We start from the raw sequence: 24689 nt of genomic DNA, 5'->3' as shown, positions 1-24689 counted from the left end.
AGCCTTACTTTTTGTGCCGATATATAATACTCATTACATTGTTGCTAATTAATTGATTCCCTAAAATTACCCATTCTGAACCAATAGTCCTTCCAATAAAAGGTATTCCTTCTCCCAGCATGATAGGAATAGTGTAAATTGTCAATTCATCCAGCAGTTCGGTATTGATTAAAGATGTGATAAGTTTACCGCCCCCAATAACTACCAAATCGGATTCCCTTTCTTTTTTCAATCCTTGAATAACATCGAAAGGATTGTCGGTTATGAAAGATAAATATTCTTCCTGAATCGTATTTATTGGGGTATTTGCGACTACAAAAGTCTTTTTACTTTTGTATGGCCAACCACCCCACCGTTCAAAAATAAAATTATAGGTATTTGTGCCGGAAATCAGCGTTTCTGCGGAACTATATACTTTGCTGATAGATTCTTTTACTTCTTTTGTAATCCAGTCTATTTCACCATCTTTACGGGCGATAAACCCATCAAGAGATATAGCTACTTGCGCTTTTAAGATTCCCATGTCAATAGGTATTAAACAGTTATAAAACTGTTCGCCAGCCCATCAAAAAGAAGCGTGGAACTCACACTGCTCCGATACGAGGTACTGGCATACCTAAGAATAGAAGACAGGCAAGCCCACGCTATACAACGATAGCATAGACATTGCACAGTAGTCCCTATTCTTTTGAAAATTGCCAGTTTTCGTATCGAGACGTTCTGCGAACGTTATGTTATATATAAATTCTGAAAGATTAACTTTCAGCTTTTTATCTCAAATTTTCTTCTGCAAAGATACTGAAAGTCGGTGATATAAGCTATTATTTTTTACAGTTTCTCCCGAATCAATTTATGTACATCGGTAGCTTTATAATAGCATCGACCATCATCCAGTTTTATATACGGAAGGATACCTTTTTTTCGATAACGTTGGAGTGTGCGAAGGCTAACTTTTAAAAGAAACATCAAATCCTGATTATCCAAAAGCTGTTCACCATCCAAACAATTACGCTGGGTTGCCAATCGGTCGATTTTCTTTTCGGTCATATCGAACCTGTCCATTATACGTTCCATCCAAGCGATGAATGTTTCCCTATCTATATTCATAACAATAACCGATTAAAAATGACCTTTAATAAAATAACTCTGATTTGAAGGGTCTTTAATAATAATTTCCTTCTCCCGCATAAAGCGTATATAACTTTTCGCTGTGCGTTCCTTTACATCCATAATCTGCTGTATCTGTTCGCACAGGTCTATATAAGTGATAAATGTTTGCTGGTCGAACACTTCACGGGCTACGCTTACCAGTTCTTTTTCTTTCCGCTTCTCTTTTTCTTCACGGGGCTTTTCACCACGATATAGGTGCATCCCGGTTTCCTTATCCCAAGAAAAAAGCATTAATGGAACATCCAACGGACTGCCTTCCCGTACCTTCAAGGCTTTCACTACTGATACAGTCGGTTCATTATCCAGCTCGATGGAGAGAATGGCTGCCGATTTTCGTTGCAGTTCCGACCCCAAGTGTCCACGAAGCTTTAATCCGTTCGGAACATAGTGCAATACACAAACAATACAGGTTTGATATATTCCAGCCAATCGGTAGAGTTCATCGACAACGCGCAAACTTTCGGCTTCATCATTGGCGGAATGTACCAAATCTGCAATACCATCTATGACAACTAACTGGATACCGCCATATTGATAATGAAACTTATCCATACTTTGAACAATAGCCTGTAAACGTTCTTTACGGGACATCCCGGTCAGACAGAAGGCTTTCAACTCTTCCGGCTTTTCCGGTTGTTTTGCCCGCTTTAATAGGTTAGAAACATTCTTAAACAGTTGTACTTCGGACTGTTCTGTATCATACAATAGGACAGCTTTATTTTGGCTGTTTTCGTGTACATTGATTCCCAATGTATCAATACAAATATTTTCTGGTCTGATTGACCCGGCAACCAACGCAGCAACATAGTTGCTTTTCCCTGTACCTTCACCCCCTGTGATGCAAAGGATATTTCCCTGTGTTCCCAGTGGTACATCCCCGGCAGATATGATTTCCTGTGCTTTTGCCGGAGGGTTATTAAAATCTATTTCGCACGATTTCAGCATAGTCATAGTATCGCTGTATAGAGTATCTAAAAAATCAAGGAAGAGTTTCAGGAACGATTCACGGCTATTTCCAAGCCTGAAATAATCGGATATATCTTTCTCTTCTTTTGTTCCTGAAAGCGGTAATAGAAGACGTTTTACACCATATTCTGCTAACTGTTTTTCATGTTTGGAAGAACTCTCAAGCCCGGTTTTATCCATATCATAAAGCAGGATGATATGTTTGAACCGGAAAGACAGTTTGTGAATGATAGTTGCTGGAATATTTACGGTTTCGCTGTTAAAGCATATTGCATGAAATCCCTTCACTGCGAGGGAAAGGACATCTTTTTCACCACCAGTGATAAATACTGTATCACCTTTGGCTGGTAACTGTTCCAATCCGAAGCTATAATTTTCCCCCATATCACCACCATATAAGAATCGCATTTTGGAAAATGGACGGTATAGTTTGATATATCGTTTGCTCTTATAACCAAATATAGGTTCTCCCAATGATGAAGTTATGGAGTATGGTTTTCCCTCTGAATTTTCACTTTTGAACTCCCGAATGCAACAGACCTTGTACTGTGCCAATATTTCAGAAGTGATGCCGAACGTTTCCCAATATTCCAATTCATTCCGGGTGAATTTCTGTTCTTGAAAGCTATATGGTTTAGCTTTCTTTTCAGGAATGACAAGTATAGATTCCTTCGGACAATATGGTACAGAGGTATCTGTATTCTCTGATAATCCAAGTGATAAATCCTGATTAATGGTTTTCAATATCTCGACAAAATCATTAGCATTGTTACAGTTCAAACCTTTCAGTTTTCCTACAAGATAGAAACAATCCCCACTATACTCGTCATTCCCAAAGTCTTTCAGCTTATATACTCCGGCTTTTCGGTCAAAATAAATATTACATGAAGCCTTATTGTCTTTATATAATGGGTTGAAGAAATTACGTCCTACACGCCATTGACAAGCAATGTAATATCTAAAAACGTTCAGTCCGTTACTTGTTCTTTCTAAGATTTCTTCTTTCCTTAACATATAGCTTATGGTTTGTTACTAAATCGTTTAAACATTCTGAATTGCTCTTAATCAGTCGTTCTTCCAACATCCGTTTTATTTCTCCGATTTTGTAGAAATATCGACCCCGAATATTGGAATAGGCGATTGTGCCTGATACCCGAAGCCTTTGTAATGTTTTGTCGCTGATTTTTAAGAATGTGCAGACTTCGTAACTATCCACCCATATTTCATCTTCGTTTATATCTTCCGATTCCTGTTTGTTAAGGATATAATCTGCAATGGCGTTAATCTTTGCTTCCAATTCCTTAAATGCTTTTGATTCTATCGTTATGACATCCATAATTGTAACTAATTGATTTGCTGCAAAGATGAAGGGATAAAATCAAATAAAAACCACAGCTTTACCCACCTGTGGTGAAATTTTTATTCAATAAAAAAGGCGAAACATTGATAGCTTCGCCTTTGGTAACTTGCCAGTACCTCGTATCGGATTGACAGTAATTAATCCTCTTCTTCCATCCGCCGAAGAAGATTCTTTTGTAGAATATCTAAATACCTTGTTCTGTTAATTTTACGCCCCTTTATCTCCATGTATATGTGATAGAAGTCCCCCAAATCTATATTGAACATCTTTTCAAAATTCACAGCTATTGTTTTTATATCAGTATTTCCCTTATCAAATGCACCGCAAGTATCAAAGGCGTAAATCAGTTCAACAAGCCCACGTTTTGAGCCTGTCCAAGTCATTTGACAACAAGAACCCTGATTCCTTTTCCGAAGACCTTCATTTGTTAGTTCTTTTATCCTGTTCGTGAGGTAAATTTTAATTAACTCGTTGGCTAAAATTTTTGCGACCTTGAAATCATAACTGGTGGAGAACTGTGGGTCTGAATCGAAAAAAGAATTATCTATAATCAAATGTATATCCGGCTTTCCACGAAGAAAGTATTTATCGTCAAGATAACAGGCATTTGTTCGGTAGTATTGATAAAAAGTGAGATTTTGATTGAAAAAAGTAGTGAGAGAATCTAATTCTGATACATAATATTGCGTTTGAACATCATCGCTTCCGGTAGGACGTTTTAACTCAATATTGTAAATGCTATTGTAATAGATTAATTTACTGCTAATTTGAGGTTTCAAGTGTTTGAAAAACAATATTTCTTCTGAATTATCCTGAAATTTATAATTCAATACGAACGACTTTAAATCAGAAATTATATCCTGTAAGTAATTAATTACTTTTTTACACACATGGAGAAAGTCGGATTCGTTTAATTCTATTGTTTGAATTTCCGAATCCACTTCCTGTAATAGATTGCTGAAATAGTCTTTTATTGTTATTTCTCCCATCGTAGTTATCGTTTTGATTCCTGATGATATATTTATTTTCTCATTTTCATATATTTTTATCTGTGATAAAACAGTAAGAACCTGAATCCGCTAAAAAACAGTTTCAGGTTCTTATCTCAAAAAGGATAACTTACATAGAGAATAAGAAAATTCCTATTCCTTCCTGTTTTGTAGCATTACACCTTTTCTTTCCATTCTATAACTGCAAAGTTTCCCTCTGAAATTTCCTTTACTTTATTAATCCATTGTACTTCGCTTAGTGCTTTGGCTTTAAGGAAAGGACTATTCGTTGAAGTAAGCAGCAGACTGGAATTAACTACCCACCATTTGTTTTTAATTCCGGCACGTTGTAAATCCTGTTGCAGCCTTTGTGCTTCAAATACAGGCGTTGTTTCGGGCAGAGTTACAATAACCACCTCTGTTTCCTTCTCATTCCGTAAACGAGGCAGCAGGTTTTGAACCGCAGGAGTAATATTTCCCTGTGTCCGTTCCACTTCTTTATGATAACTTTGAGTTGAATCCAATAATAGCAACGTGTGTCCGGTAGGGGCAGTATCTATCACTACCACTTCATTATCCGCTTTGGCAACAATTTCGGCAAAGGAATTAAAAACAGCGATTTCCTGTGTACAGGGCGAACGCAGGTCTTCTTCGATATAGCTTAAATCGGCATCACCCATTGTTTCCCTTGCTTTATCCAATACGTTTTTCTGATAAGCGGCAAGCACCGCTTTTTCGTCTATATGACTTACTGTAATACCATCTAATTTCGTTTCGATGAAGGACAGGTGATTGGCTGGGTCAGTTGTAGTCAAATGCACTTTTACGCCTTTTTTAGCCAACCCACGAGCAATATTCCCAGCAATAGTAGTTTTGCCGACACCACCTTTACCCATCGTAAAAATTACACGCTTACCCGATTGGTAGAGGTCTTCAATAACGCTGTCAATCGTATTGAAATCATCTTTTTCAATATGCGCCACATCGTTCTTTATGGTTACATCTGCATTCAGCATATTACGGATATTATCAATACCTGTCATATTATAAGAACGAAGCGGAACTATGTATGTATTCAGTTTTAACAAGGCTGACGAACGGTTATTGAGTGCATTTTGCTGGCGTTCGTAAATCTGTTTGGAAATACTGTCGTTTGCATCGTAGTTTTCTAAAACTCCATTTATAATTAGATACTGTGTTTCAATGCCTAAATCCAGCAGCTCATTAGATGAACGTTCGACCTCTTTCAAAGGACTTTCTTCCGGTCTGCTGACAAGGAAAAGTGTAGTTTGGGTTTTATCTGTCAGGGTAGCAACAGCATTCTTATATACTTCTTTACGGTCTTCCAGTCCCGAAAGCTGTCCTAAACAAGATGCTCCGGTTGTATTTTCGGCAATAAAAGTGTTCCATGCCGATGGCAGTTGAAGCATTCGCAGGGTATGTCCGGTAGGTGCAGTATCAAAGATGATATAGTCGAATCCCCTGCGCTTTTCTTCGTTGGTAATAAAGTCGGAGAACTCATTAAAAGCTGCAATTTCAACGGTACACGAACCTGAAAGCTGTTCTTTCATATTGGTAATAACGCTTTCGGGTAATTTCCCGCGATAAGGGGCGATAACTGATTCCCGGTATTCGGCTGCTGCCTGTTCCGGGTCAAGATTGACTACTGTAAGGTTTGGAACTTCTTTAATAGCTGTTCCCTTATTGTCTAACGGCATATCAAATACATCCTGTAAATTGGATGCAGGGTCGGTACTTATCAAAAGTACCTTATTACTGTTATCAGCGAGATTCACTGCCGTAGCACAGGCGATGGATGTTTTCCCAACGCCACCTTTACCCGTGAAGAATATATACTGGGTAAGTTTTTCGTTTGCCGGATTATACTTTTTCATATCTATATCTGTTTTATGGTTACAATCTGGGATGTAAACATCCTGTTCTACCTATTTTTACAGATAGAATAAATTGTTGTAAACCTGATTATTGTTACTGTTATTTCTTAACGGTCAAGTCCTCTTCGGGGACATTTAACCATTCTGCAATCTGCTTATTTGAGGGGTATTGCTTTGTCAGAACGACTTCACCGTCCAGTGTTGTGATAGGAAGCACTTCTGCCGATTCTTTCATCAGGTATTCGTTGATTTTCTTGTTATCAACATAAACCTGTGGATGGTCACGCAAATTAAAGCGTTCGATGATAACGCCTTTCTTTTTCAGGCTTTCGATAACAACTGCTATCCGCATTAATTCAGGGTCTATATTTACCCCACATAGTCCGGTAGGACAACACAATGCCGGGTCGTATATCTTTACGGCTTTCCGGGTATCTAACTTTAAATCAACCATATCATTTTTATTTATTCTGTTACTAATTTCTTTATCTCTTCTTCGGATGGTACATAGCCCTTTATTTTCACTTCACCATCCACAACGATAGCGGGTAACGACATAATGTTATACTTCACTATCTCCAGTATATCTTCTTCTTTCTTCAAAGTTGCTTTACTGTTCGTGTCGGCAATTACTTTGGCAACCCTGTTATACGTGGTTTTGCAATTTGCACATCCAGTGCCTAATACTATAATTTCCATTTTCGTTCTCTTTAAATATTTGTAATGATATAATAAACTCCTACGATGATAAAGATGGCAGCTACTATCCGCTTAAACCATACCTGAAAGGTTTTCATATTATTGTAGAACTTTCCGACATTCCCGATACTATATGCCAATAACCAGGCGATGATTATTACAGGTAACCCGGTGGCAATAGCAAATACCGGAGGAAGTAATAATCCTGACGGGCTGGCTATCGTCATAGGTATAAGCACCCCGAAGTAAAGAACTCCGCTATATGGACAAAAAGCCAAAGCAAACACAACTCCCATCAAAAAGGCATTCCAGTAATTCCGTTTATTTGGCTTATTTTCCAATCCTGATGTAAGTTTATTCATTCCATTAAACTTGAATTTTATTACATCGAGCATTAAGATTCCTACTATAACTAATGCTATCCCCAGCCAAAATCCACCGATATTTTGAAGAAACCTTGCTATCTGAAACTGACTTGCTCCGAAATAGAAGATAGTTCCAAGAGCCGTATAAGAAAACATCCTGCCAAGAGTATAGAAAACCCCGTTAAGTAGTACCCGCCTTTTGTCGGCAATATCCTTGCTTAAATAAGCCGTAGCCGTAATGTTGGTAGCCAACGGACAAGGACTTATTGCAGTCATTAAGCCGAGCAAGAATGCCGTCAGTAGTGGGAAATTAGACCCATCGACAAGATTTTGTAAAAACTCCATCATAGGTATTATAGCCTTGCGTTTACTTCTTTCTTAATCAGTTCTGTAAGCACGTCAGGAGTATTGACAGCATTGGCGAAACCTTCTTTTGTCAGGTCGATATAATTATCGCCTTTTTCAATGATAAGGGCATTCCAAGTAATCTCATACTTCTCTACCAGTTTAGCATTTGCTTTATCTTCCGTGTTTATTTCTACAAAACGGACTTTCTTGTTATCAGCAAAAGCCTTTTCGATAGTTTCTTTTGTTACTTTCTCAACTGCCACACAGGTCTTACAGCGTTGCTTTCCGTGAAAATAATACACGTTCACCACAGAAGCATCTGCAACTTGTTCTTTAGCTGCCGTTTCAGATTCAGCAGCTTGTCCGTTTTTCTTTTGTGTATTACCACCACAAGCAACCAGCAATACAGCAAAAAGTCCGATTAAAATACATTTCTTCATACATTTTCTTTTTATTGGTTTGTACTATGTTTATTTATAATATTTCTTCCGAAGCCAAAATGCTAAGTTTACCAACAGGATTAATACCGGGACTTCGACCAAAGGTCCGACTACTCCGGCGAAGGCTTGCCCACTATGTAATCCGAATACACCGATTGCCACTGCGATAGCCAGTTCAAAATTGTTTCCGGTTGCAGTAAAGGCAATCGAAGCATTTTTATCATAAGAAGCCCCCATAAGCTTACCTGCGAAGAAGCTAAGCAAGAACATCACCACAAAGTAGATAAGTAACGGTATAGCTATGCGAACTACATCCAGTGGTATTTGCACAATCAGTTCACCTTTCAGGCTGAACATAAGGATGATAGTAAACAGCAGTGCTATTAAAGTTATAGGGGATATTTTAGGGATGAACTTTTCTTTATACCATTGTTCTCCTTTTAATTTTACCAATATAAATCGGCTTAATATTCCCATCAAGAAAGGAATACCTAAGTAGATAGCAACCGTTTCGGCAATCGTACCGATAGAAATATCAACGATAGCCCCTTCAAACCCGAATAGGGGAGGAAGTTTTGTAACAAACAACCAAGCGTAAAAGCTATAAAAGAACACTTGAAAGATACTGTTTAAGGCTACTAATCCTGCACCGTATTCCGTATTTCCTTCTGCGAAGTCGTTCCATACAAGAACCATCGCTATACATCGTGCTAATCCGATAAGAATTACTCCTACCATATATTCCGGGTAATCGTGTAAGAAGAAGATGGCAAGTAAAAACATTAATACTGGCCCGATAATCCAGTTCAGGATTAACGAGACTGATAATATTTTTACGTTTTTGAAAACCTTCGGTAATTGTTTGTAATCGACCTTTGCCAATGGTGGGTACATCATTAAGATTAAACCGATAGCTAAAGGGATGTTTGTAGTTCCACTGGATAATGAATCTATTGTACTGCTGAATGATGGGAAAAAGTAACCCAGCCCAACGCCAATAGCCATAGCCAAAAATATCCAAAGAGTGAGATTCTTATCTAAAAAACTCATTTTCTTTTTACTCATTGCTTTTTATTTTTTCGATATATAGTTTATAAAATGCTTCTTTAATTTCGTCCCTTACCCGAATAAATTCAGAGTGGATAAATTCAGGCGAACCCGTTGCTTCTGATGGGTCTTCAAATCCTATGTGCAAACGATTCTTTACATTACCGGAAAAGGTAGGACAACTTTCATTTGCACCACCGCAAACCGTAATAACATAGTCCCATTCTTCATTCAAGTATTTATCTACATTGTCGGATGTATGGTGTGAAATATCTATTCCGGCATCTTTCATAACTTCCACTGCTTGAGGATTTAATTTTCCACTCGCTTTTGTCCCTGCGGAATATACTTTTAGTGATGGGTCAAAAGAATGCAAGAACCCATGTGCCATTTGGCTACGACAACTGTTACCAGTACATAGAATAAGTATTTTCATAGCTTCAATTATTTATGTTAAGCAACCAATGACCGACATCCTGCCATTGATTAAATTTCCATCCTATTTCTTTCATGTGTGAAGCTTGCTTGAATCCAAATTTCTCGTGCAACTTTACACTGCCTTCATTTGGAATACAAATTCCAGCAATTAACACATGGATATTTTTTTTATCTAAGTTTTGGAATAGATGGTTGTATAACACTGTTCCAAATCCTTTTCCGGTATGGTCTTTATCTAAATAAATTGTAACCTCTTTTGTAGATGAATAAGCACACCTGCCATTCCATTTGTGGATGTAATAGTATCCTACTATATTACCATTGATTTCTCCGACATAATAGGAAAATCCGGAATCAATAATCTCACTGATACGTCCTTTCATTTCTTCTACTGAAACAGGAGCAGTTTCAAATGTTACAGCCGTATTCTCAATGTAATAGTTATATATTTCACAAATCCTACGGGCGTCTTCTAATTTTACTTTTCTAATTTTCATATCACTTTATTTATCTGAACATACCAAATGAATGTAGTTCGCCAAACAACGAACGTCTGTCGGAAAAAATATATGCTGATTAACAGCATACATCTTTTACATATACATTAAAAAGGTCTGCAAATAACTTTCGGGCTATTTCCCAGTTCTCCTTATTGATACAATACCTCACTTTCGGGGTTTCGATTTCTCCCTGAATTAAGCCCGCATCTTTGAGTTCTTTTAAGTGCTGTGATACGGTCGCTTTAGCTATCGGAAGTTCATCGTGAATATCCCCAAAGAAACAACTTTCTTGCGATGCCAAAAACAGTAGTATCGCAATCCGGGTAGGATGTCCCATTGCTTTTGCAAAGCGGGCAATTAATTCCTGTTCTTCAATGTCATTCTTAATCTTCACAATTCTATCTCCTTTATTTGTTGTTCGCAAAACTACGAACAATATTTCAAACAAACAAATTTTTCTGCATTTTTTAGTGCAAGGTGCAAGTATCTATATAGATAAGCTTGCACCTTGCACTAACGCTAAAGTATTGAGGACTAAATAATTTGCAAATATGAAATTTATATGTATCTTTGAACCCACGATATATGCAGAAGAGCATAGGTCAAAGGTGGACAAATAAGGCTATTTAATTTGTGCCTATTTCGTTACCGATTATAAGTTTGGAAAAACAAAAGCATTGACTTTTAAGCATATAAGGGGGAAGGTTCACCGACCTCTCTCTCCGCAGACAAGGGTGTAAATCAGCGAGTTATGTGATTTACACCCTTTTCTACACCCAAAAACTCGCGAACAATAAAAACAGCCTCCAATGTATTTCATTGAATTTATTAGGAAGCTCTTATCATAGATAAGTTCTATTTTTAATGTATGGAAAATGAAGTTGTGAGAAAGTTTACTTTTGAAACGGTCCTTTTTAGATATGTGAGTATACACAAAATGTAAGGCATAAAGATCGAGGTAGACCAAATACAACCTCCAGTGTGATAGAATTCAATGGCAACACAATGTTTGTATATTATGACACACTGCCATCTTTATTTTTTGGTTGTATGTTCGAATTATTGGCTAGATACCATTTCACATAGCACTTCAGCCCCTCCTCAATTGTAGTGTTTGGTCGAATACCTAAGTCTCTATATAATAGAGATGAGTCCGAATAGGTCAGTTGTGCTTCCCCTGGACGCAATGGGCTATGTGTGATTTTACTAGTTTTATTCAATAGCTTCTCTAGTATTCTAACGACCCTCTCTATAGGCACAGGAGACTGATTCCCAATATTGTATATCGGAGCAAGAGTTTCCCCCTCATGAAGTTTTTGAGTAACCTGTTTTATCACACAAACTAAATCTTTGATGTAGGTAAAATCTCGAGCTGTAGCATCATTTCCATAGAGAGTGATTGGTTTGCCGTGATATATCGCCGAGGTAAATAAACTGATTGCCATATCTGGTCTCATATCTTCCCCATAGATAGAAAAGAAACGAAGACCAACGGCTTTGAGGTTGAGATGTTTGGCATAAAAGGATGCAACCTGCTCATTATATAGTTTGGTAGCAGCATACAGACTCTTGGGTGATAGAGTCGCCTCAGACTCGAGGAAGGGGACATTCGAGCAATCGCCATATACACTACTAGAGCTGGCGTATATAAGAGGGATTCCCAGATGAGCACACAGACGCATAACCACCTCTGCTCCGTAGATATTACTCTCTATGTAGCTAGGGGTTAGATGTCCCTCGGCAACGACTCCTGCTTGTGCTGCTAAATGAATAACAAGTGTCGGAGTGTGAGTTTCAAGGATTTTCGTCAAACTCATGGACTCTGAGACACAAGCGTGATAGTAAACAAAAGATTGGAAGCACTGCAGAGATGCGAGCCTTCTTAGCTTGATCTCTATAGGATAATAATCGGAGAGAGAGTCTACACCTACTACCGCAACTTTATCCTCCAATAAGCTATGAGCCAAATGCGACCCAATAAACCCAGCAACTCCCGTGATGAGAATACACCTATTATTTTTACTTTTTTCTTTGTTTATAGCTGTCATAAATCTTTTTCCAAGATGGAGAAATCTTATTTTCACTGAGAGGAGCTTTCTCTACACGTGGTATGAAAAGACCCTGATTATGATCATAATCCTTGAAGTTGCCACATAGTCTACAGAAACGCTCTAGCTGTGCTCTCAATTTATCCTCGCTAACCTCCTTGAGACTACCAATAGCACAACGCTCTTGATTGAGCACACGATCTATGCCTCCACATACACTACAAGCATAGTAGCCATAGCGATTAAGACCTATACCACAAAAACTTGTCACCCAGCACCCTTTATGATACTGAGCATCGGCAAACTGCGGGTCGTCAATAGGTGCATCGTTAAATGGGGAGAAGTATTCGACCTTTTTACTTGTTTTGAACGACGAGCGATCTACCCAAAGCTCGGGATAAGTATCTTGAAGTTCTTGTAGTAAGATCCTACTATATTCGGTGTATCCGTTGCTAACAATTTGAATTTGGGTCTGAGGAGAACAAGGTCGGATATATTCGTTTATGATACACGATACTATCTCTCTCAACTCTGGATGTAAGGTAGGCTCTCCTCCCAATATGTTGATGAACTCCCACCGCTTACCCAACTCTATGCTTTCCTCGACAAAGCGCTCTATGTCAAGGAGGGTCATCTGCTCCGTAGTGGGGGCCTGTGGACAAGAGCGATTACAGGCTTCGCAGCCAAGATTGCAGATATAGGTGATATCGATCTCGATCTTATTGGTGTTGGGAATAAACGTTCTCCGACCAATGTGGACATCACTAGGAGACTTAGCTGGCCTATTCAGAATATAAGCGATATTACGCTCTTTGCTCTGTCGTACCTCCTCGGTATAAGCCTCTGCATCTCTGTCATAATAGTAGGTAAACTGCTCTAGTTGGTTGGGCTTTCGACTCATCTCCACGATGGGAACCATAAAGGCAAAGTCGGCACTGTTCTCAAGCCATTTACTTTTTGTTACAACCTTGCTGAGATTGCCGCTGTCTGGGACTCTTTTGAGGTCTTTTGCCTCGAGCGAGTCAAAAAGGTATTTGCGAAATGAGCGTGTATGCTGCCATACATTGCCTCCCGTGGCACGTGGATTCACGTAGTTCGCGGGATAGCGATAGTGAGGCTGTAGACGATAGTTCTGATACATACGCCCTATCACTACATCTGCAAAGTGCTCTTCATAGCGATTGGCTATCATAGACAAGACCTTGTCTCCTAGGAGAGCATCGTCTCCATCAAGAGTGATGATGACAGTATCTGTTTTTTTGACGAAATAGTGAATTGCTTTATGATGGTTGTATAAGCCACCACCCCTTACCCTGTTGCGAATCAATGTTATTCTATCTCTGAATGGTTTCGTTATATACTCTATAAAGAGAGATAGGCCATTGTCCGAGGCATCGTCGATGAGTACCATGCCCCAACGCTCATCACGCTGAGCAAGCAAAGAGGCAAACATCCTGAGAAATCTATCATAGGCCACATTGCGTACAGTACAAACGAAGACATAGGGCTCTTCTCTACGGGGAAGACACCAGTCATAGTAGCTCCCCATACAGTCAAATGCTCCATATTGACAATCGGGGATATGTCCTTGCTCTACTCGGTCTAGTATAGTTAGCCAAACGTCTGATACCGATTTGCGGTAGTTTTGAGGATGAATGTAGAATGTACGTCGGTCCCCACCTCGTATGGAGCTCATGCCCAAATCCTTTTGCTTGAGATGCATAGACCTAAACCAGGTATATTCCCAGCCTCTATCTAGAACTTGATTGTAGAAAGGACGCATAGCTAGCATGCGCTCCTTGTCAAACAATCCCATACGCACTTCTGGAGCAAATCCTCCGTCTTCGTAACCAAAGTATGGCTTGAACTTGATGCCTTTATCTTGGTATATATTAAATCCTACCGATACCACTGATGGATGCTCCTCAAGCTCACGCACCATATCCTCTAGGTAATCATGCATGAGGTCATCACGGCCGATTAGTACATCGCTATCCATCTGAAGAATATATTTGCCTTTGGCCTCCTCAAAGAGATAGAGCTGAGCAGTAACTGGTGCTTGGTGTTGACTATGAGTACAAGGGGAGGCTATCCCGAACCATCGCTCGTTGATGGCGACGACTTCCGTCTCGGGTAATATGATATATTTATCAATAACACCATTATGAATGAGCTTATTAGCCTCCTCTAGGAGCTTATCCCAAGATGCTTCTTGAGTAAACTGACGAAGAAAATCATCGGTTCGGGTATCAATGGCTAGAATATACTCGTCAAATCGATGTGGGGAGGAGAGCTGACGCACAATGTGACAGACATTTGCATAAATACTAGCATAATCCTGCGCACACGTCTTGACGACCAAGGAAACAGGCTCTCTAAAACGTGTAATATCGTGATAACCTAGCACTACCTCCCGAGGCGTTAGATACCCCTTTTTCCCTAGCAAAAGTCCTCGGATAGATCCTCCTGTCAAATAGCGCCCTCTACGTAACTCTTCAAAAAAGCGTAGCTCAAGATTGCCTAATACCTCAAATGGCACATCCAGCTTTTTCCCCAGCACAGAGACGCCTTCAAGCTGCTGAATACCTTTCTTTGATGACAGATGGATGGCACGCAGATACACTCCGTTGACAAACTCTTGTATACCCACCAGCTCTGGCAAATCAAACTGATTGATAGCACTCCGAGCTAGCTTGCGTAAGTATTCGTCATCCCGCCCTCGATATTTATTATATATGAATGCCCGAACGCACATATTGAGGAAGTGATTATCTGTATGAAAATACAGATTGTAATCAATGAGTTTAACCCCATTATCCGTACGAACGAAGTTACTAGGCTTAACGTCAAAGGCGATAAGGCCAGCGACCCATAGCTCAGCAAGCATATCTTGCCATTCTTCGGTAGCAATATCCGTCGCTGGGATAGAGGCCTCATAGGGGTACACCATAATGTAATAGCCTGTACCCACTGGTTCGAAGCTCTCTATGGGATAAATGCAACGAATGCTATGTGCTCTATCAAGGCTCCGTTTAATACGCCAATAATCTTTATCCTCTAGCTGGTCATAAACTTTGTAGACTTTATCTGACGTAGCGAAAACTACTCCTTCCCCTCCCTGACCTAGTAGCCGTACTGAAGATTGTACATCATTGGGTAGTATGAGCCAGGCTGTTCTCTGCCTAGCGGTCAATACTGTTGATATAGTACTCATATAGTCTTTTTCTGCTGTCAATATAACTGTCGTTGACTTTATTTGTTTGTGTGGTCTTGCCCTCCAAGCTGTACATACAGTACATCTGCTGAGAAGCCATAAGGAAGGAGCGGCTTGGGAGTCGAAGTAGGGTCTGGATAACCAACCAATGATCCTCTCCACTGCATTCATCGGGGTAAGGGCGATAAACACTTGGACGAAGACACAGATTGCACGAAGGTAGCTCTGCAGTGCGATCCCCCAGAGCCATAGACAGTAGCCGTCTCCTCATATATTCGCTATTATGAAAATCTTTGCTCGCCCGATTGATGCCAACGATCCTACCTCTGTGTATTTGATAATTGCCACAGAGTACTGCATTTACCTCGTCATCTGCAAACAAATACTCTATTTCCGAGAGAGTTGTTGTGCTATGGAGTTCGTCATCGACATCTAGGCGACACAGTATGTAAGTATGCGGATAGGATCTAAGGATATACTCCGCTAGAGCATTGCGTGCTTTGGCAGGAGAGCCTCCATTTATATCTATGGTGATAATATTATGGTAGAGGCAGAGGCAATCCGAAATTTCAGCTCTCCATCCATCTGTCGAAGCATCATCTCCGATAAATAGTACTATGGGTCGCTCCGTACGCTCCTGTGTCACTACAGAACGTACTGCCCTACGGATACTTTTGGCGCCATTATGCAGGGGCATCATAATGGCAATAATCTCCTGGGCTTGGTAGTAACTCTCCCAGATTTTCTGTTTATGAGGATAAGAAAACAGCTTTTCAGCACGCATAAGAGAGCGCTCAAGTGTTGGTTCATCGAAGCGCCACAGGTGTTTCTTATAAAAAGTATCTAAGCCAGCTGTTTTGTTTTCAATATTGTTCGTAACACAGGCTGGTGAACGGGCATCGTGCCAAACAGTCTGTTCGTCAATAACCACAATATTTTTATTGCCAAATCGCTCCAAAAAGCGAATCATAAGATCTCTATCGGTACAGCTCCTTAGTGTCTCATCGAAGCCTCCTATAGTCTCAATGGCTGAGAGACGAAAACACATATTGCTCCCTTGAACCCCTGGATTGCCGTAGAGAAATTTAGGAATAGTGAGGTCGCTATGACTTTTGAGTTTTCCTGACTCCCCGTGTTGGTGGTATACACGAGTCAGGTTGCAGAAGATAGCATCAGGATTGCTACACATAGCCTCGGCACAGCGTCGGAGGTGGCTGCTATGCCACCGATCGTCATCATCAAGTATAGAGATATAGACATCTTCCCAGTGATGCTCAGCTGTATATTTGCGTGCATAAGCTATTGCAGTATTCCAGGCTCCGGTTCCTGAGAACCCAGAAGTTCGATTATTTCGGATTAACCTAAGCTCTACAGCGGTTCTTTTCTGTAACTCTTCAAGCCCCAAGCTGATTTTGCTATACTCAGCCGGGGCATTGTTATCATCGACCACAATACAAGCACAAGGAAGACAATCTTGAGCTAAAACAGAGGGAATAGCTTGCTGCAACAAAGTTCCTGTTCTACAGCCAGAGGTCGCAATAATTGTAATAATAGGGTATCGAGATGTCATGAAGAGATTATTCATTTGTGTTCGCAAAGGTACGAAGAAGCTAGCAGAGGAGCGAAGGGATTTCCCTATTTAACACTGAAAAACAAGAGGGCGAGCTCGGTGAGGGCGAAACGTGGTGAGAGGCTCGGGGGCGGTGATGCTCTGCGAGCCTCTTTTTGTATCAAAATGCGTGTTGAGGACGGCGGAATGAGGGGTTGTGATTTCCTGCCTTTTCCTTGCATTTCCTGCGACCTCCTTACCCTTTCACAGACAACAGATTAGCTCATACTTTTGCAGTGTCAGAGCTGACTAATAGCCCGAAGCACAAGGGCAAAAGTATTCACAACTCAACTGCAATGAAGTATGATTTTAGAAGAACTTTTGGGCAAGCCCGTATGGCAGATGACTGGCGAGGAATTGCTCTTCCTTGCTCGCCACGTCTCACAGCCCAACAATACCCCCACGGAGGCAAGCCCCTCCAAAGAGCAAAGACGCTATGTGTATGGGCTATCGGGCATCGCTCGCCTTTTCGGCTGTAGCCTCCCCACCGCCAATCGCATCAAGCAGAGTGGCAAGATAGACCGAGCCATCACACAGGTAGGGCGTAAGATTATCTGAACGCTGACCTCGCCCTCGAGTTGGCTGGTCGCAAAAAACAAGAGGACGCAGATGAATCCGCCAGCCTACGAAAGCATTTGGCAGCAATAGTAGCGAATAAGTTCAACCTATCTCGCATCAAGCTTCGTGTAGATGCAAGGATTCCAATGAACTACTTACCACTCAGCCCACAATCCTAATTTCACACTTGAAACGAGAAACATGACAGGGTAATAAAAACAGAAGTTAGGCATAAACACAAAAGAAGAACAACTCTGTTTTGCTGTGGCAATCGGCTTAAGCCTTATCTTATTTTTTCAAGAAAAAATCACAAGAGAATGCACTAATTACTACATAACTCCATGTTTTATAGCCACTTCACTTACATCTGAAGATTACAATCCTTTGCACCTCAATCAAGAACGGCTTCTTTTTGATAAAGAAAATTCACATTTTTGATAATAGCATCGTAAAATATGGCTTTAATTTATTGGCAAATAGTTTGATATATCTTATCTTCGCAAAATAGTATGCCCTTTTGTGGTGAGATAGAGTATTACAATTTTAAGTTATCCATATATCTGCAAGCTAATGAAACAGTTTTTCAAGATGCTTTTGGCTTCGTGCCTTGGCGTGGTTGTCGCCGGCATCATCGTATTGTTCGTGTTCTTCTCCATGTTGGGGGGATTGGTTTCGTCCGTGTCTGATGCCTTCGGCAGTAAAGATACAGCCACAACGAAAGCCAAGAAGATCTCCAGTGGCAGCGTCCTTATGCTCGACCTTTCGGGTATGATCAATGACACCAAGACCGGCGACTTCTATTCCGACCTACCTTTTGGCAAGGGGGATAAGAAGCAAAAAAACTTCCCTCTCCATGAAATCATCAAGGCGATCAACATCGCAACAGAAGATCCAAAGATCGAGGCTATCGTCCTCAAACTCGAAAGAGCAGGCATGGGGTTTGCGACAGCTCAAGAGCTACGTGAACATCTTGACAACTTCCGTAAGAGCGGTAAGGAGATCTTCGCTTACGCAGAGCGTTATGGCTATGGCAACTATTATGTCTCAAGTGTCGCCGATAAGGTATACCTCAACCCTTATGGCATGATCAATATCTCGGGTCTTTCGTCTACCACACTCTTCTACTCGGGCATCCTGAAGAAACTGGGCGTGGAGATGCAAGTCTTCAAGGTCGGCACGTTCAAGGGGGCTGTGGAGCCTTATATCAACTCCAAGCTCAGCGATGCAAACAAGATGCAGATACAGACTTACCTTGACGGTCTTTGGTCTTCGACAAAGGCAGACATCGCACAAAGCCGTAATATACACCCGGACTCCATCCAAGCTTTTGCTGACAGGGGGGATTGTTCAACACTCCTCAAGAGGCTCTTCGCCTTCAGTTTGTGGACTCGCTCCTCTATGGCGCAGACTTCGATGAGGTCATCGCTCAGAACCTCGTGGGGGACAGAGAAGCGGAGATTGACTACCTCTCTGTGGGAGATGTGCTTGCATCTTCAAGGAAGGGTATCAGAAAGATGGGGGATGTCGTTGTCCTCTTTGCCGAAGGTGCCATCGTGGACAAGGATCTTGTCGATGTGCCATTCCCAACCATGAGCGAAGAAGCGACCATCAACCGTGATCTGATCAAGCAACTTCGTGATGTCGCGGATGACGAAAGTGTGAAGGCTGTGGTCCTCCGTGTCAACTCTCCCGGTGGGGATGCATTCCTCTCGGAGCTCATCCATCATGAGGTCAAGAGACTCAAGGAGAAGAAACCTATCGTTGTCTCTATGGGTAATTATGCCGCATCGGGTGGTTATTACATCTCTTGTGAAGCTTCTAAGATCTATGCCGATCCGTACACATTGACCGGTTCGATCGGAATCTTCGGGCTGTTCCCCAACTTTACCGGTTTGGCTCAGAAGCTTGACTTGTCTTACGATACCGTCAAAACGGCGCAGTTGGCTGACTTCGGCACTCCTTATCGTCCTATGACAGACAAGGAAAAGGCCGTGATGCAGGGCTACATCGAAAAGGGCTATGACACGTTTATCACAAGGGTGGCTGATGGTCGTGGCATGACCAAGGCTCAGGTCGATTCTGTCGGTCAAGGTCGTGTATGGCTTGGTCAGAAGGCGCTTGAGATCGGCCTTGTCGACGAACTCGGGGATCTCACTGATGCTGTCACCGAAGCGGCTCGTCTTGCGGGTCTTAGCAGTGACTACAGTGTGGGTTACAATAAGAAGGAGGTGAATTGGTTCGAAGACCTTTTGGGGCTCTCTATGGTAGAGATCAAGAGTCTGGTAAACTTCAACTTCATCCTTTCGCCCGAAGAGCAAGAGCTCCGCAAGCACATCGAACGCCTTCGCTCACGTACCGGTATCATGGCACTCCCTCCATACGACTTGGAGGCTGTCACTCCTGATATGGGCAAGGTAGAATACTAAGAACAAAATAGAGGGGGTGTGTCAGAGAGGAGTATTGTCTCTCCGGCACTGTAACGAGGGCAAGCGTGGTGCCAAGCCATGCATCATCAAGCCCCGATAATAATTCGTCAAATCGAGGGATACTATTCCTTCTGACACACCTCTGACATACATATCAGCCCCACTCCGTGGGGACAACGAAATAGATGAGCAAGAGGCGCAACATACTACTCAAGATACCTGCTGTATTGTACGGCTGGGGAGTGGGGTTGCGCAATTTTGCTTTTGATATGGGGATGATAAAGTCGGTGAAGCCTTCGATACCCACCATCTGCGTGGGTAATCTTTCGGCCGGAGGGACAGGAAAGACTCCTCACATAGAATGGCTCATCCGTCAACTCAAAGATCGCTATCGACTGGCCGTCCTCAGCCGTGGTTATGGTCGCACGACGAAAGGTCCGATCATAGCAACACCAGGGCATACGGCGCAGGAGATCGGTGATGAGCCCGCACAGATATTATCGAAGTTCCCTGATCTCATGATGTATATCGATGGCAATCGTCGTCGTGCCATAGCGGCCATGGAGGCTCTTCCGGAGAAGGAACGCCCCGAGGTCATCCTCATGGACGACGGTTTCCAGCACCGTTATGTGACTCCGGCTTACAGCATCCTCCTCACCTCGTACTACAACCTCTTCACGAGAGATGATCTGCTCCCGTATGGTAATCTCAGAGAGAGTGCCATGGGCAAGCTCAGAGCGGACACGATCATCATCACTTCACTCCCTTCGGGACTCAATCCCATCGACCTCCGCCTACTCGAAGGGGAGATATCTCCCATCGCACACCAAGATCTCTATTTCAGCCGAATCGCCTACTCAGCACCGGTGCCGATTTTCGAACCGACCGCTCCGACTCTGAACACCATGACACCGATGATAGGGATAAGTGGGATAGCAGATCCCGACCGTTATCACGAATACTTGAAAGGAAATTACCGCAACATAAGGAAGTTCGTCGTCTATCCGGATCATTACAGCTTCACGACAGAGGATATCCGGAATCTCCTCGAATACTTGGACGAAGAGGCCGGCAGCGTCATCCTATGTACAGAGAAGGATGCGATCCGGCTACGTACCATGGAGTCGGACATCCCGAAGGAGTACCGACATCGTCTCTATACCCTTCCGATCCGTATCGACCTTTCGCCAGAGAGCACGAAGCGCATCATGGCTAAGGCTCATCATGCTATTTCTCACAACGGCTTGACGATCTGACAGCCTGTACCCGGCTCCTTATCTCCTGCAATCATTTTGGATTTTGTCCAAATGTCTCCGGTGAGGAGTGCATGGAGAAGGTGATGCAGGCTCGAAGGGTATTCCTCTTTTGAAGAAATATCGTACTTTTGTCCTCGGTGAAGTGTTTTTAGACAACCATTTAAGTGATATATAAGAAAGATAAAGTGAATACATTAGATATACAACAGATCCGAAAGGATTTCCCTTCCCTTTCGCAGAAGATCTACGGAGATAAAAACCTCATTTACCTCGACAATGCTGCAACGGCACAGAAGCCCCTACAAGTCATCCAAGCCATGGATGAGGCTGCCCTCTACCGTAACGCCAATATCCATCGAGGGGTGCACTTTCTCAGCAGAGAAGCAACCGAGGCGCACGAGAGGGCTCGCAAGACGGTGGCAAAGTTCATCGGGGCAGAGTCTTCGGACGAAGTTCTCTTCACGAGAGGCACGACCGAGAGTATCAACCTTGTCGCACACTCTTATGGTCGGAAGTTCCTCAAGCCCGGAGATGAGGTCATCGTCTCTGTGATGGAGCACCACTCGAACATCGTGCCTTGGCAACTCTTGGAGGGCATTAAGGTCGTGCCTGTACCTGTTACAGAGACCGGAGATCTCGATATGGAAGCATACCGCAAGGCTTTCACTCCTCGCACGAGGTTCGTATCTATGTGCCACTCTTCGAATGTGTTGGGCACGACAAATCCCATCCGAGAGATCGCTCAGATCGCTCACGAGCATGGGGTGCATATCCTTGTGGATGCAGCTCAGTCGGTGGCGCATAGACCGATCGATGTACAGGAGTTGGGAGTGGATTTCCTCGCCTTCAGTGGGCACAAACTCTATGCTCCGACAGGTATCGGAGTGCTCTATGGTCGTCGCGAACTGTTGGAAGCTATCCCCCCCTATCAGGGTGGTGGTGAAATGATCCACAAGGTGACCTTTGAGAAAACAACATTCAACGAGATTCCGTTCAAGTTTGAAGCCGGGACACCGGACTTCATCGGCAGTGTCGGTCTGGCCAAGGCGATAGAGTATATCTCTGCACTCGGCTTCGAGAGCATCATGAAGTATGAGGAGGAGTTGTTGACATATGCGACAGAACGGTTGCTCACACTTGATGGCATCAAGATTCATGGCACATCGAAGACAAAAGAGGCTGTGATCTCTTTCACTTTTGAGGGACTTCACCCTTATGATGTCGGTATGCTCATCGACCGTATGGGGATAGCCGTACGCACGGGACACCATTGTGCTCAACCCTTGATGCATGAGCTTGGGCTGGATGGGACAATAAGAGCAAGCTTTGCCTTCTACAACACAAAAGAGGATATCGATGCACTCATCGTGGCACTTCAGAGGGTGCTTCCTATGTTGAGATAATCACACAACCTATATTAATAACACTCTAAAAAACAGAACATTAAGCATGAAAAGAACATTTATCTACATGATCATAGCGACGGTAGGGGTTTGCCTCTCTGTCTTGAGTTGTGCAAACTCTGTAGAATACAAGACTGTGAACGTGCAAGAGTTTAAGACTGTCCTTCAAGAAGAGGGGATGCAGCTACTCGATGCTCGTACCATCGAAGAGTACAATGAGGGACACATCGACTGTGCCGTTCAGATCTCTGTCAAGGATGCAGACTTCGAAGCTCGTGCATTGGAAACATTCGACAAGAACCGTCCCGTAGCAGTCTATTGCCGTAGCGGTCGCAGAAGTGCAAAGGCTTCGGAAATCCTCACAAAGGCAGGCTTCAAAGTCATCAACCTTGACGGTGGTTACGAGGCTTTCATCAAGCAATAATCTCTACTAATCACACCCAATAGGAACTAAGAAAGCCATCTCCGCTTCCCAAGAGCAGAGGTGGCTTTTTTACTGTGATTACTGATGATCCGCTTAAGGATCTATTATTTCGGAGAATAATCTGACTTTGCCCTCCGAAAAAGATAATTGTATTCTTCCTTGTATCTCTTGAGCCGCTCATAATCATTTTCTGATGGTGTAGGCAATCGCCGAATATCCATATTGTGCGTTAAATCGTTGAGCTTTACCGCTGTTGCCAGAGGATGCTCACCTATATTTCGGATGTATGTCGCTCGATAAGGTGTCGTATTGTGGTTGAGCAGGTGTAAAGCCTGTGCCATGTCTGTTTTGTCTTTTGTGTCGAACGACATCTCTGCTTCCTTTTCCAATAGATCCAATATCTCTTCTATACTGTAAGGAGTGTCTTCTCCGGCGTCATGAAGATAGCCGACGACTTTCTCCTGAAAGGTTTTGCCCAAAGAGGCTACAAAACTCAAATGTCCGAGATAATAGTCTACTCCGGCCTTATCTGTCTGTCCTCGATGCAGTCTTTGGGATAACCTTGCAGCTGCATTGATCCATTTTTCTTGCATTTCCATAATGATATTTTCTTTGGAGTACTACCATGTCTTATCGATTTACCGAGTATATGAGGTCGTGCTTAGGCTTGATGAGTAAGTCACTCCAAGTTAACTTCGATCGAAGGTCATGTAGTATTGCGACTATCTCTGTCCGATCTCAAGAGCGTTCTCGGGCATTTATTTCGATAATAGATGTGTGGTATGTTGTCTTTATCTTGCCCAGATGGCTTGGGCTGCCCGTGCTTGTTCCCATAGCATGGTCAGACCGTTGGAGACTTTTGCTCCAACCTTTTGTCCCTCTTTCATGAAGGGTGTCTCTTCAGGCGAATAGATCAAGTCGATGAGGGTATCTTCGGAAGTGAGAAGAGAATAAGGGATGGGAGGCAGTTGATCAGGAAGTTGATGGCTGCCCAAGGGTGTCGTATTGACAATGACTTTGGGAAAAGTGGTGGAGAGGAGGGTGGGTAAATCTTCATAACAGAGCACTCCCTCTTGCGGATGTCTTGAGATCAATATCAAGGCTCTTCCCCGTTTTTCCAACGCTCTTACAACGGCCTTTGAAGCCCCTCCTGTACCCAAGATATAGATCTCTGATGATGGGTCTAAGTCCATACCACCAATCAACGTCTCAAAGCCAATGACATCGGTATTGTAGCCGATCCAACGACCTGAAGGTAGACACTTCACTGTATTTACGGCTCTCGTAGCGAGGGCATCCCCTTCGAGTTCGTCAAGATAAGGGATAATGGCTTGTTTGTAGGGAATAGTAACGTTGAAGCCTCGGAGGTCCGACATCGCTTTTGCTCGACCTACAAAAGCTATGAGATTTTTTGTATCGAAGAGAAGGTAGTCCCTATCCTCAATATCTTTGCCCCAAAGGACTCGATGTATCTCCGGCGAACGACTGTACGATATGTCTCGGCCGAGCAACCCATAGACTTCCGTCATAGCAA

Annotated in this window: 24 protein-coding genes and 2 pseudogenes; 6 read left to right on the top strand and 20 right to left on the bottom strand. The window is 42.5% G+C overall.

The window, feature by feature from the left end; translation table 11 throughout:
* Positions 1-4: 4 nt before the first annotated feature.
* The 18 genes and pseudogenes from EL262_RS08310 to EL262_RS10280 all read right to left on the bottom strand — a co-directional run.
* Positions 5-523, bottom strand: a complete 519-nt coding sequence (locus EL262_RS08310; RefSeq protein ID WP_025836661.1) for a dihydrofolate reductase family protein — start codon at positions 521-523, stop codon at positions 5-7.
* A 305-nt stretch (positions 524-828) separates the two neighbouring features.
* A complete protein-coding gene (locus EL262_RS08305; protein ID WP_025003738.1) occupies positions 829-1107 on the bottom strand; it encodes a helix-turn-helix domain-containing protein in 279 nt (92 codons plus the stop codon).
* 12 nt (positions 1108-1119) lie between these two features.
* Positions 1120-3150 (bottom strand): bifunctional DNA primase/helicase, encoded by a 2031-nt coding sequence (locus tag EL262_RS08300; RefSeq protein WP_036844646.1) that lies wholly within the window; start codon positions 3148-3150, stop codon positions 1120-1122.
* Complete coding sequence (locus tag EL262_RS08295) at positions 3113-3472, bottom strand: helix-turn-helix domain-containing protein (RefSeq protein ID WP_025003740.1); 360 nt, start codon at positions 3470-3472, stop codon at positions 3113-3115. The genes EL262_RS08300 and EL262_RS08295 overlap by 38 nt, the downstream gene beginning before the upstream one ends.
* A 161-nt stretch (positions 3473-3633) precedes the next feature.
* On the bottom strand, positions 3634-4485 hold the full coding sequence (locus EL262_RS08290; protein ID WP_041993577.1) for an RteC domain-containing protein: 852 nt from the start codon (positions 4483-4485) through the stop codon (positions 3634-3636).
* A gap of 176 nt (positions 4486-4661) precedes the next feature.
* Positions 4662-6380 (bottom strand): arsenical pump-driving ATPase, encoded by a 1719-nt coding sequence (gene arsA, locus EL262_RS08285; protein WP_034542510.1) that lies wholly within the window; start codon positions 6378-6380, stop codon positions 4662-4664.
* A gap of 100 nt (positions 6381-6480) precedes the next feature.
* Entirely contained in the window at positions 6481-6834 is a 354-nt protein-coding gene (arsD, locus tag EL262_RS08280; RefSeq protein WP_025003743.1) for an arsenite efflux transporter metallochaperone ArsD, read from the bottom strand.
* An 11-nt stretch (positions 6835-6845) separates the two neighbouring features.
* Positions 6846-7079 carry a thioredoxin family protein gene (locus tag EL262_RS08275; RefSeq protein ID WP_025003744.1) on the bottom strand — a complete coding sequence of 78 codons (234 nt, stop codon included), beginning with the start codon at positions 7077-7079 and terminating at the stop codon, positions 6846-6848.
* Between the two features lie 11 nt (positions 7080-7090).
* Positions 7091-7789, bottom strand: a complete 699-nt coding sequence (locus EL262_RS08270) for an aromatic aminobenezylarsenical efflux permease ArsG family transporter (RefSeq protein WP_025836653.1) — start codon at positions 7787-7789, stop codon at positions 7091-7093.
* 8 nt (positions 7790-7797) lie between these two features.
* A complete protein-coding gene (locus EL262_RS08265; RefSeq protein ID WP_025836651.1) occupies positions 7798-8232 on the bottom strand; it encodes a nitrophenyl compound nitroreductase subunit ArsF family protein in 435 nt (144 codons plus the stop codon).
* 30 nt (positions 8233-8262) lie between these two features.
* Positions 8263-9297 carry an ACR3 family arsenite efflux transporter gene (gene arsB, locus EL262_RS08260; RefSeq protein ID WP_025836649.1) on the bottom strand — a complete coding sequence of 345 codons (1035 nt, stop codon included), beginning with the start codon at positions 9295-9297 and terminating at the stop codon, positions 8263-8265.
* On the bottom strand, positions 9290-9715 hold the full coding sequence (locus EL262_RS08255) for an arsenate reductase ArsC (RefSeq protein ID WP_025836648.1): 426 nt from the start codon (positions 9713-9715) through the stop codon (positions 9290-9292). Before EL262_RS08255 ends, arsB begins: the two co-directional genes overlap by 8 nt.
* A gap of 4 nt (positions 9716-9719) precedes the next feature.
* A complete protein-coding gene (locus tag EL262_RS08250) occupies positions 9720-10214 on the bottom strand; it encodes a GNAT family N-acetyltransferase (RefSeq protein ID WP_025836647.1) in 495 nt (164 codons plus the stop codon).
* Positions 10215-10293: 79 nt separating this feature from the next.
* On the bottom strand, positions 10294-10611 hold the full coding sequence (locus EL262_RS08245; protein WP_034542507.1) for an ArsR/SmtB family transcription factor: 318 nt from the start codon (positions 10609-10611) through the stop codon (positions 10294-10296).
* A gap of 622 nt (positions 10612-11233) precedes the next feature.
* A complete protein-coding gene (locus tag EL262_RS08240) occupies positions 11234-12265 on the bottom strand; it encodes an NAD-dependent epimerase/dehydratase family protein (protein ID WP_025836646.1) in 1032 nt (343 codons plus the stop codon).
* Entirely contained in the window at positions 12237-15215 is a 2979-nt protein-coding gene (locus tag EL262_RS08235; protein ID WP_159442715.1) for a glycosyltransferase, read from the bottom strand. The genes EL262_RS08240 and EL262_RS08235 overlap by 29 nt, the downstream gene beginning before the upstream one ends.
* Positions 15216-15447: 232 nt before the next feature.
* On the bottom strand, positions 15448-16263 hold the full coding sequence (locus EL262_RS10200; RefSeq protein WP_234394631.1) for a glycosyltransferase family A protein: 816 nt from the start codon (positions 16261-16263) through the stop codon (positions 15448-15450).
* Positions 16264-16617: 354 nt separating this feature from the next.
* Positions 16618-17049, bottom strand: a pseudogene (locus tag EL262_RS10280) (glycosyltransferase family 2 protein); the annotation flags it as partial.
* A gap of 342 nt (positions 17050-17391) precedes the next feature.
* Between EL262_RS10280 and EL262_RS08225 the strand changes: the two are divergent.
* The 6 genes and pseudogenes from EL262_RS08225 to EL262_RS08200 all read left to right on the top strand — a co-directional run.
* Positions 17392-17681: pseudogene (locus tag EL262_RS08225) on the top strand (DUF3853 family protein); the annotation flags it as partial.
* 535 nt (positions 17682-18216) lie between these two features.
* A complete protein-coding gene (locus EL262_RS10190) occupies positions 18217-19239 on the top strand; it encodes a S49 family peptidase (RefSeq protein WP_126464408.1) in 1023 nt (340 codons plus the stop codon).
* On the top strand, positions 19161-20072 hold the full coding sequence (gene sppA, locus EL262_RS08215; RefSeq protein ID WP_126464407.1) for a signal peptide peptidase SppA: 912 nt from the start codon (positions 19161-19163) through the stop codon (positions 20070-20072). Before EL262_RS10190 ends, sppA begins: the two co-directional genes overlap by 79 nt.
* Before the next feature lie 185 nt (positions 20073-20257).
* Positions 20258-21328: a tetraacyldisaccharide 4'-kinase gene (lpxK, locus tag EL262_RS08210; RefSeq protein WP_078735462.1), complete on the top strand. Its 1071-nt coding sequence runs from the start codon at positions 20258-20260 to the stop codon at positions 21326-21328.
* Between the two features lie 185 nt (positions 21329-21513).
* Positions 21514-22731 carry an aminotransferase class V-fold PLP-dependent enzyme gene (locus EL262_RS08205; protein ID WP_025836633.1) on the top strand — a complete coding sequence of 406 codons (1218 nt, stop codon included), beginning with the start codon at positions 21514-21516 and terminating at the stop codon, positions 22729-22731.
* A gap of 46 nt (positions 22732-22777) precedes the next feature.
* Positions 22778-23155 (top strand): rhodanese-like domain-containing protein, encoded by a 378-nt coding sequence (locus EL262_RS08200; RefSeq protein ID WP_051522598.1) that lies wholly within the window; start codon positions 22778-22780, stop codon positions 23153-23155.
* Positions 23156-23259: 104 nt separating this feature from the next.
* On the opposite strand, the gene EL262_RS08195 is transcribed toward EL262_RS08200, so the two are convergent.
* Both EL262_RS08195 and EL262_RS08190 read right to left on the bottom strand, forming a co-directional pair.
* Entirely contained in the window at positions 23260-23754 is a 495-nt protein-coding gene (locus EL262_RS08195) for a phosphohydrolase (protein ID WP_174706350.1), read from the bottom strand.
* 192 nt (positions 23755-23946) lie between these two features.
* Positions 23947-24684, bottom strand: coding sequence for a shikimate dehydrogenase family protein (locus EL262_RS08190; RefSeq protein WP_025836629.1), 738 nt, complete (start codon positions 24682-24684; stop codon positions 23947-23949).
* Between the last annotated feature and the right edge of the window lie 5 nt (positions 24685-24689).

Source organism: Porphyromonas cangingivalis (assembly GCF_900638305.1).
GTDB lineage: Bacteria > Bacteroidota > Bacteroidia > Bacteroidales > Porphyromonadaceae > Porphyromonas_A > Porphyromonas_A cangingivalis.
Note: the sequence above shows the minus strand (reverse complement) of the source record. Positions and strands in the feature narration are given on the sequence as shown.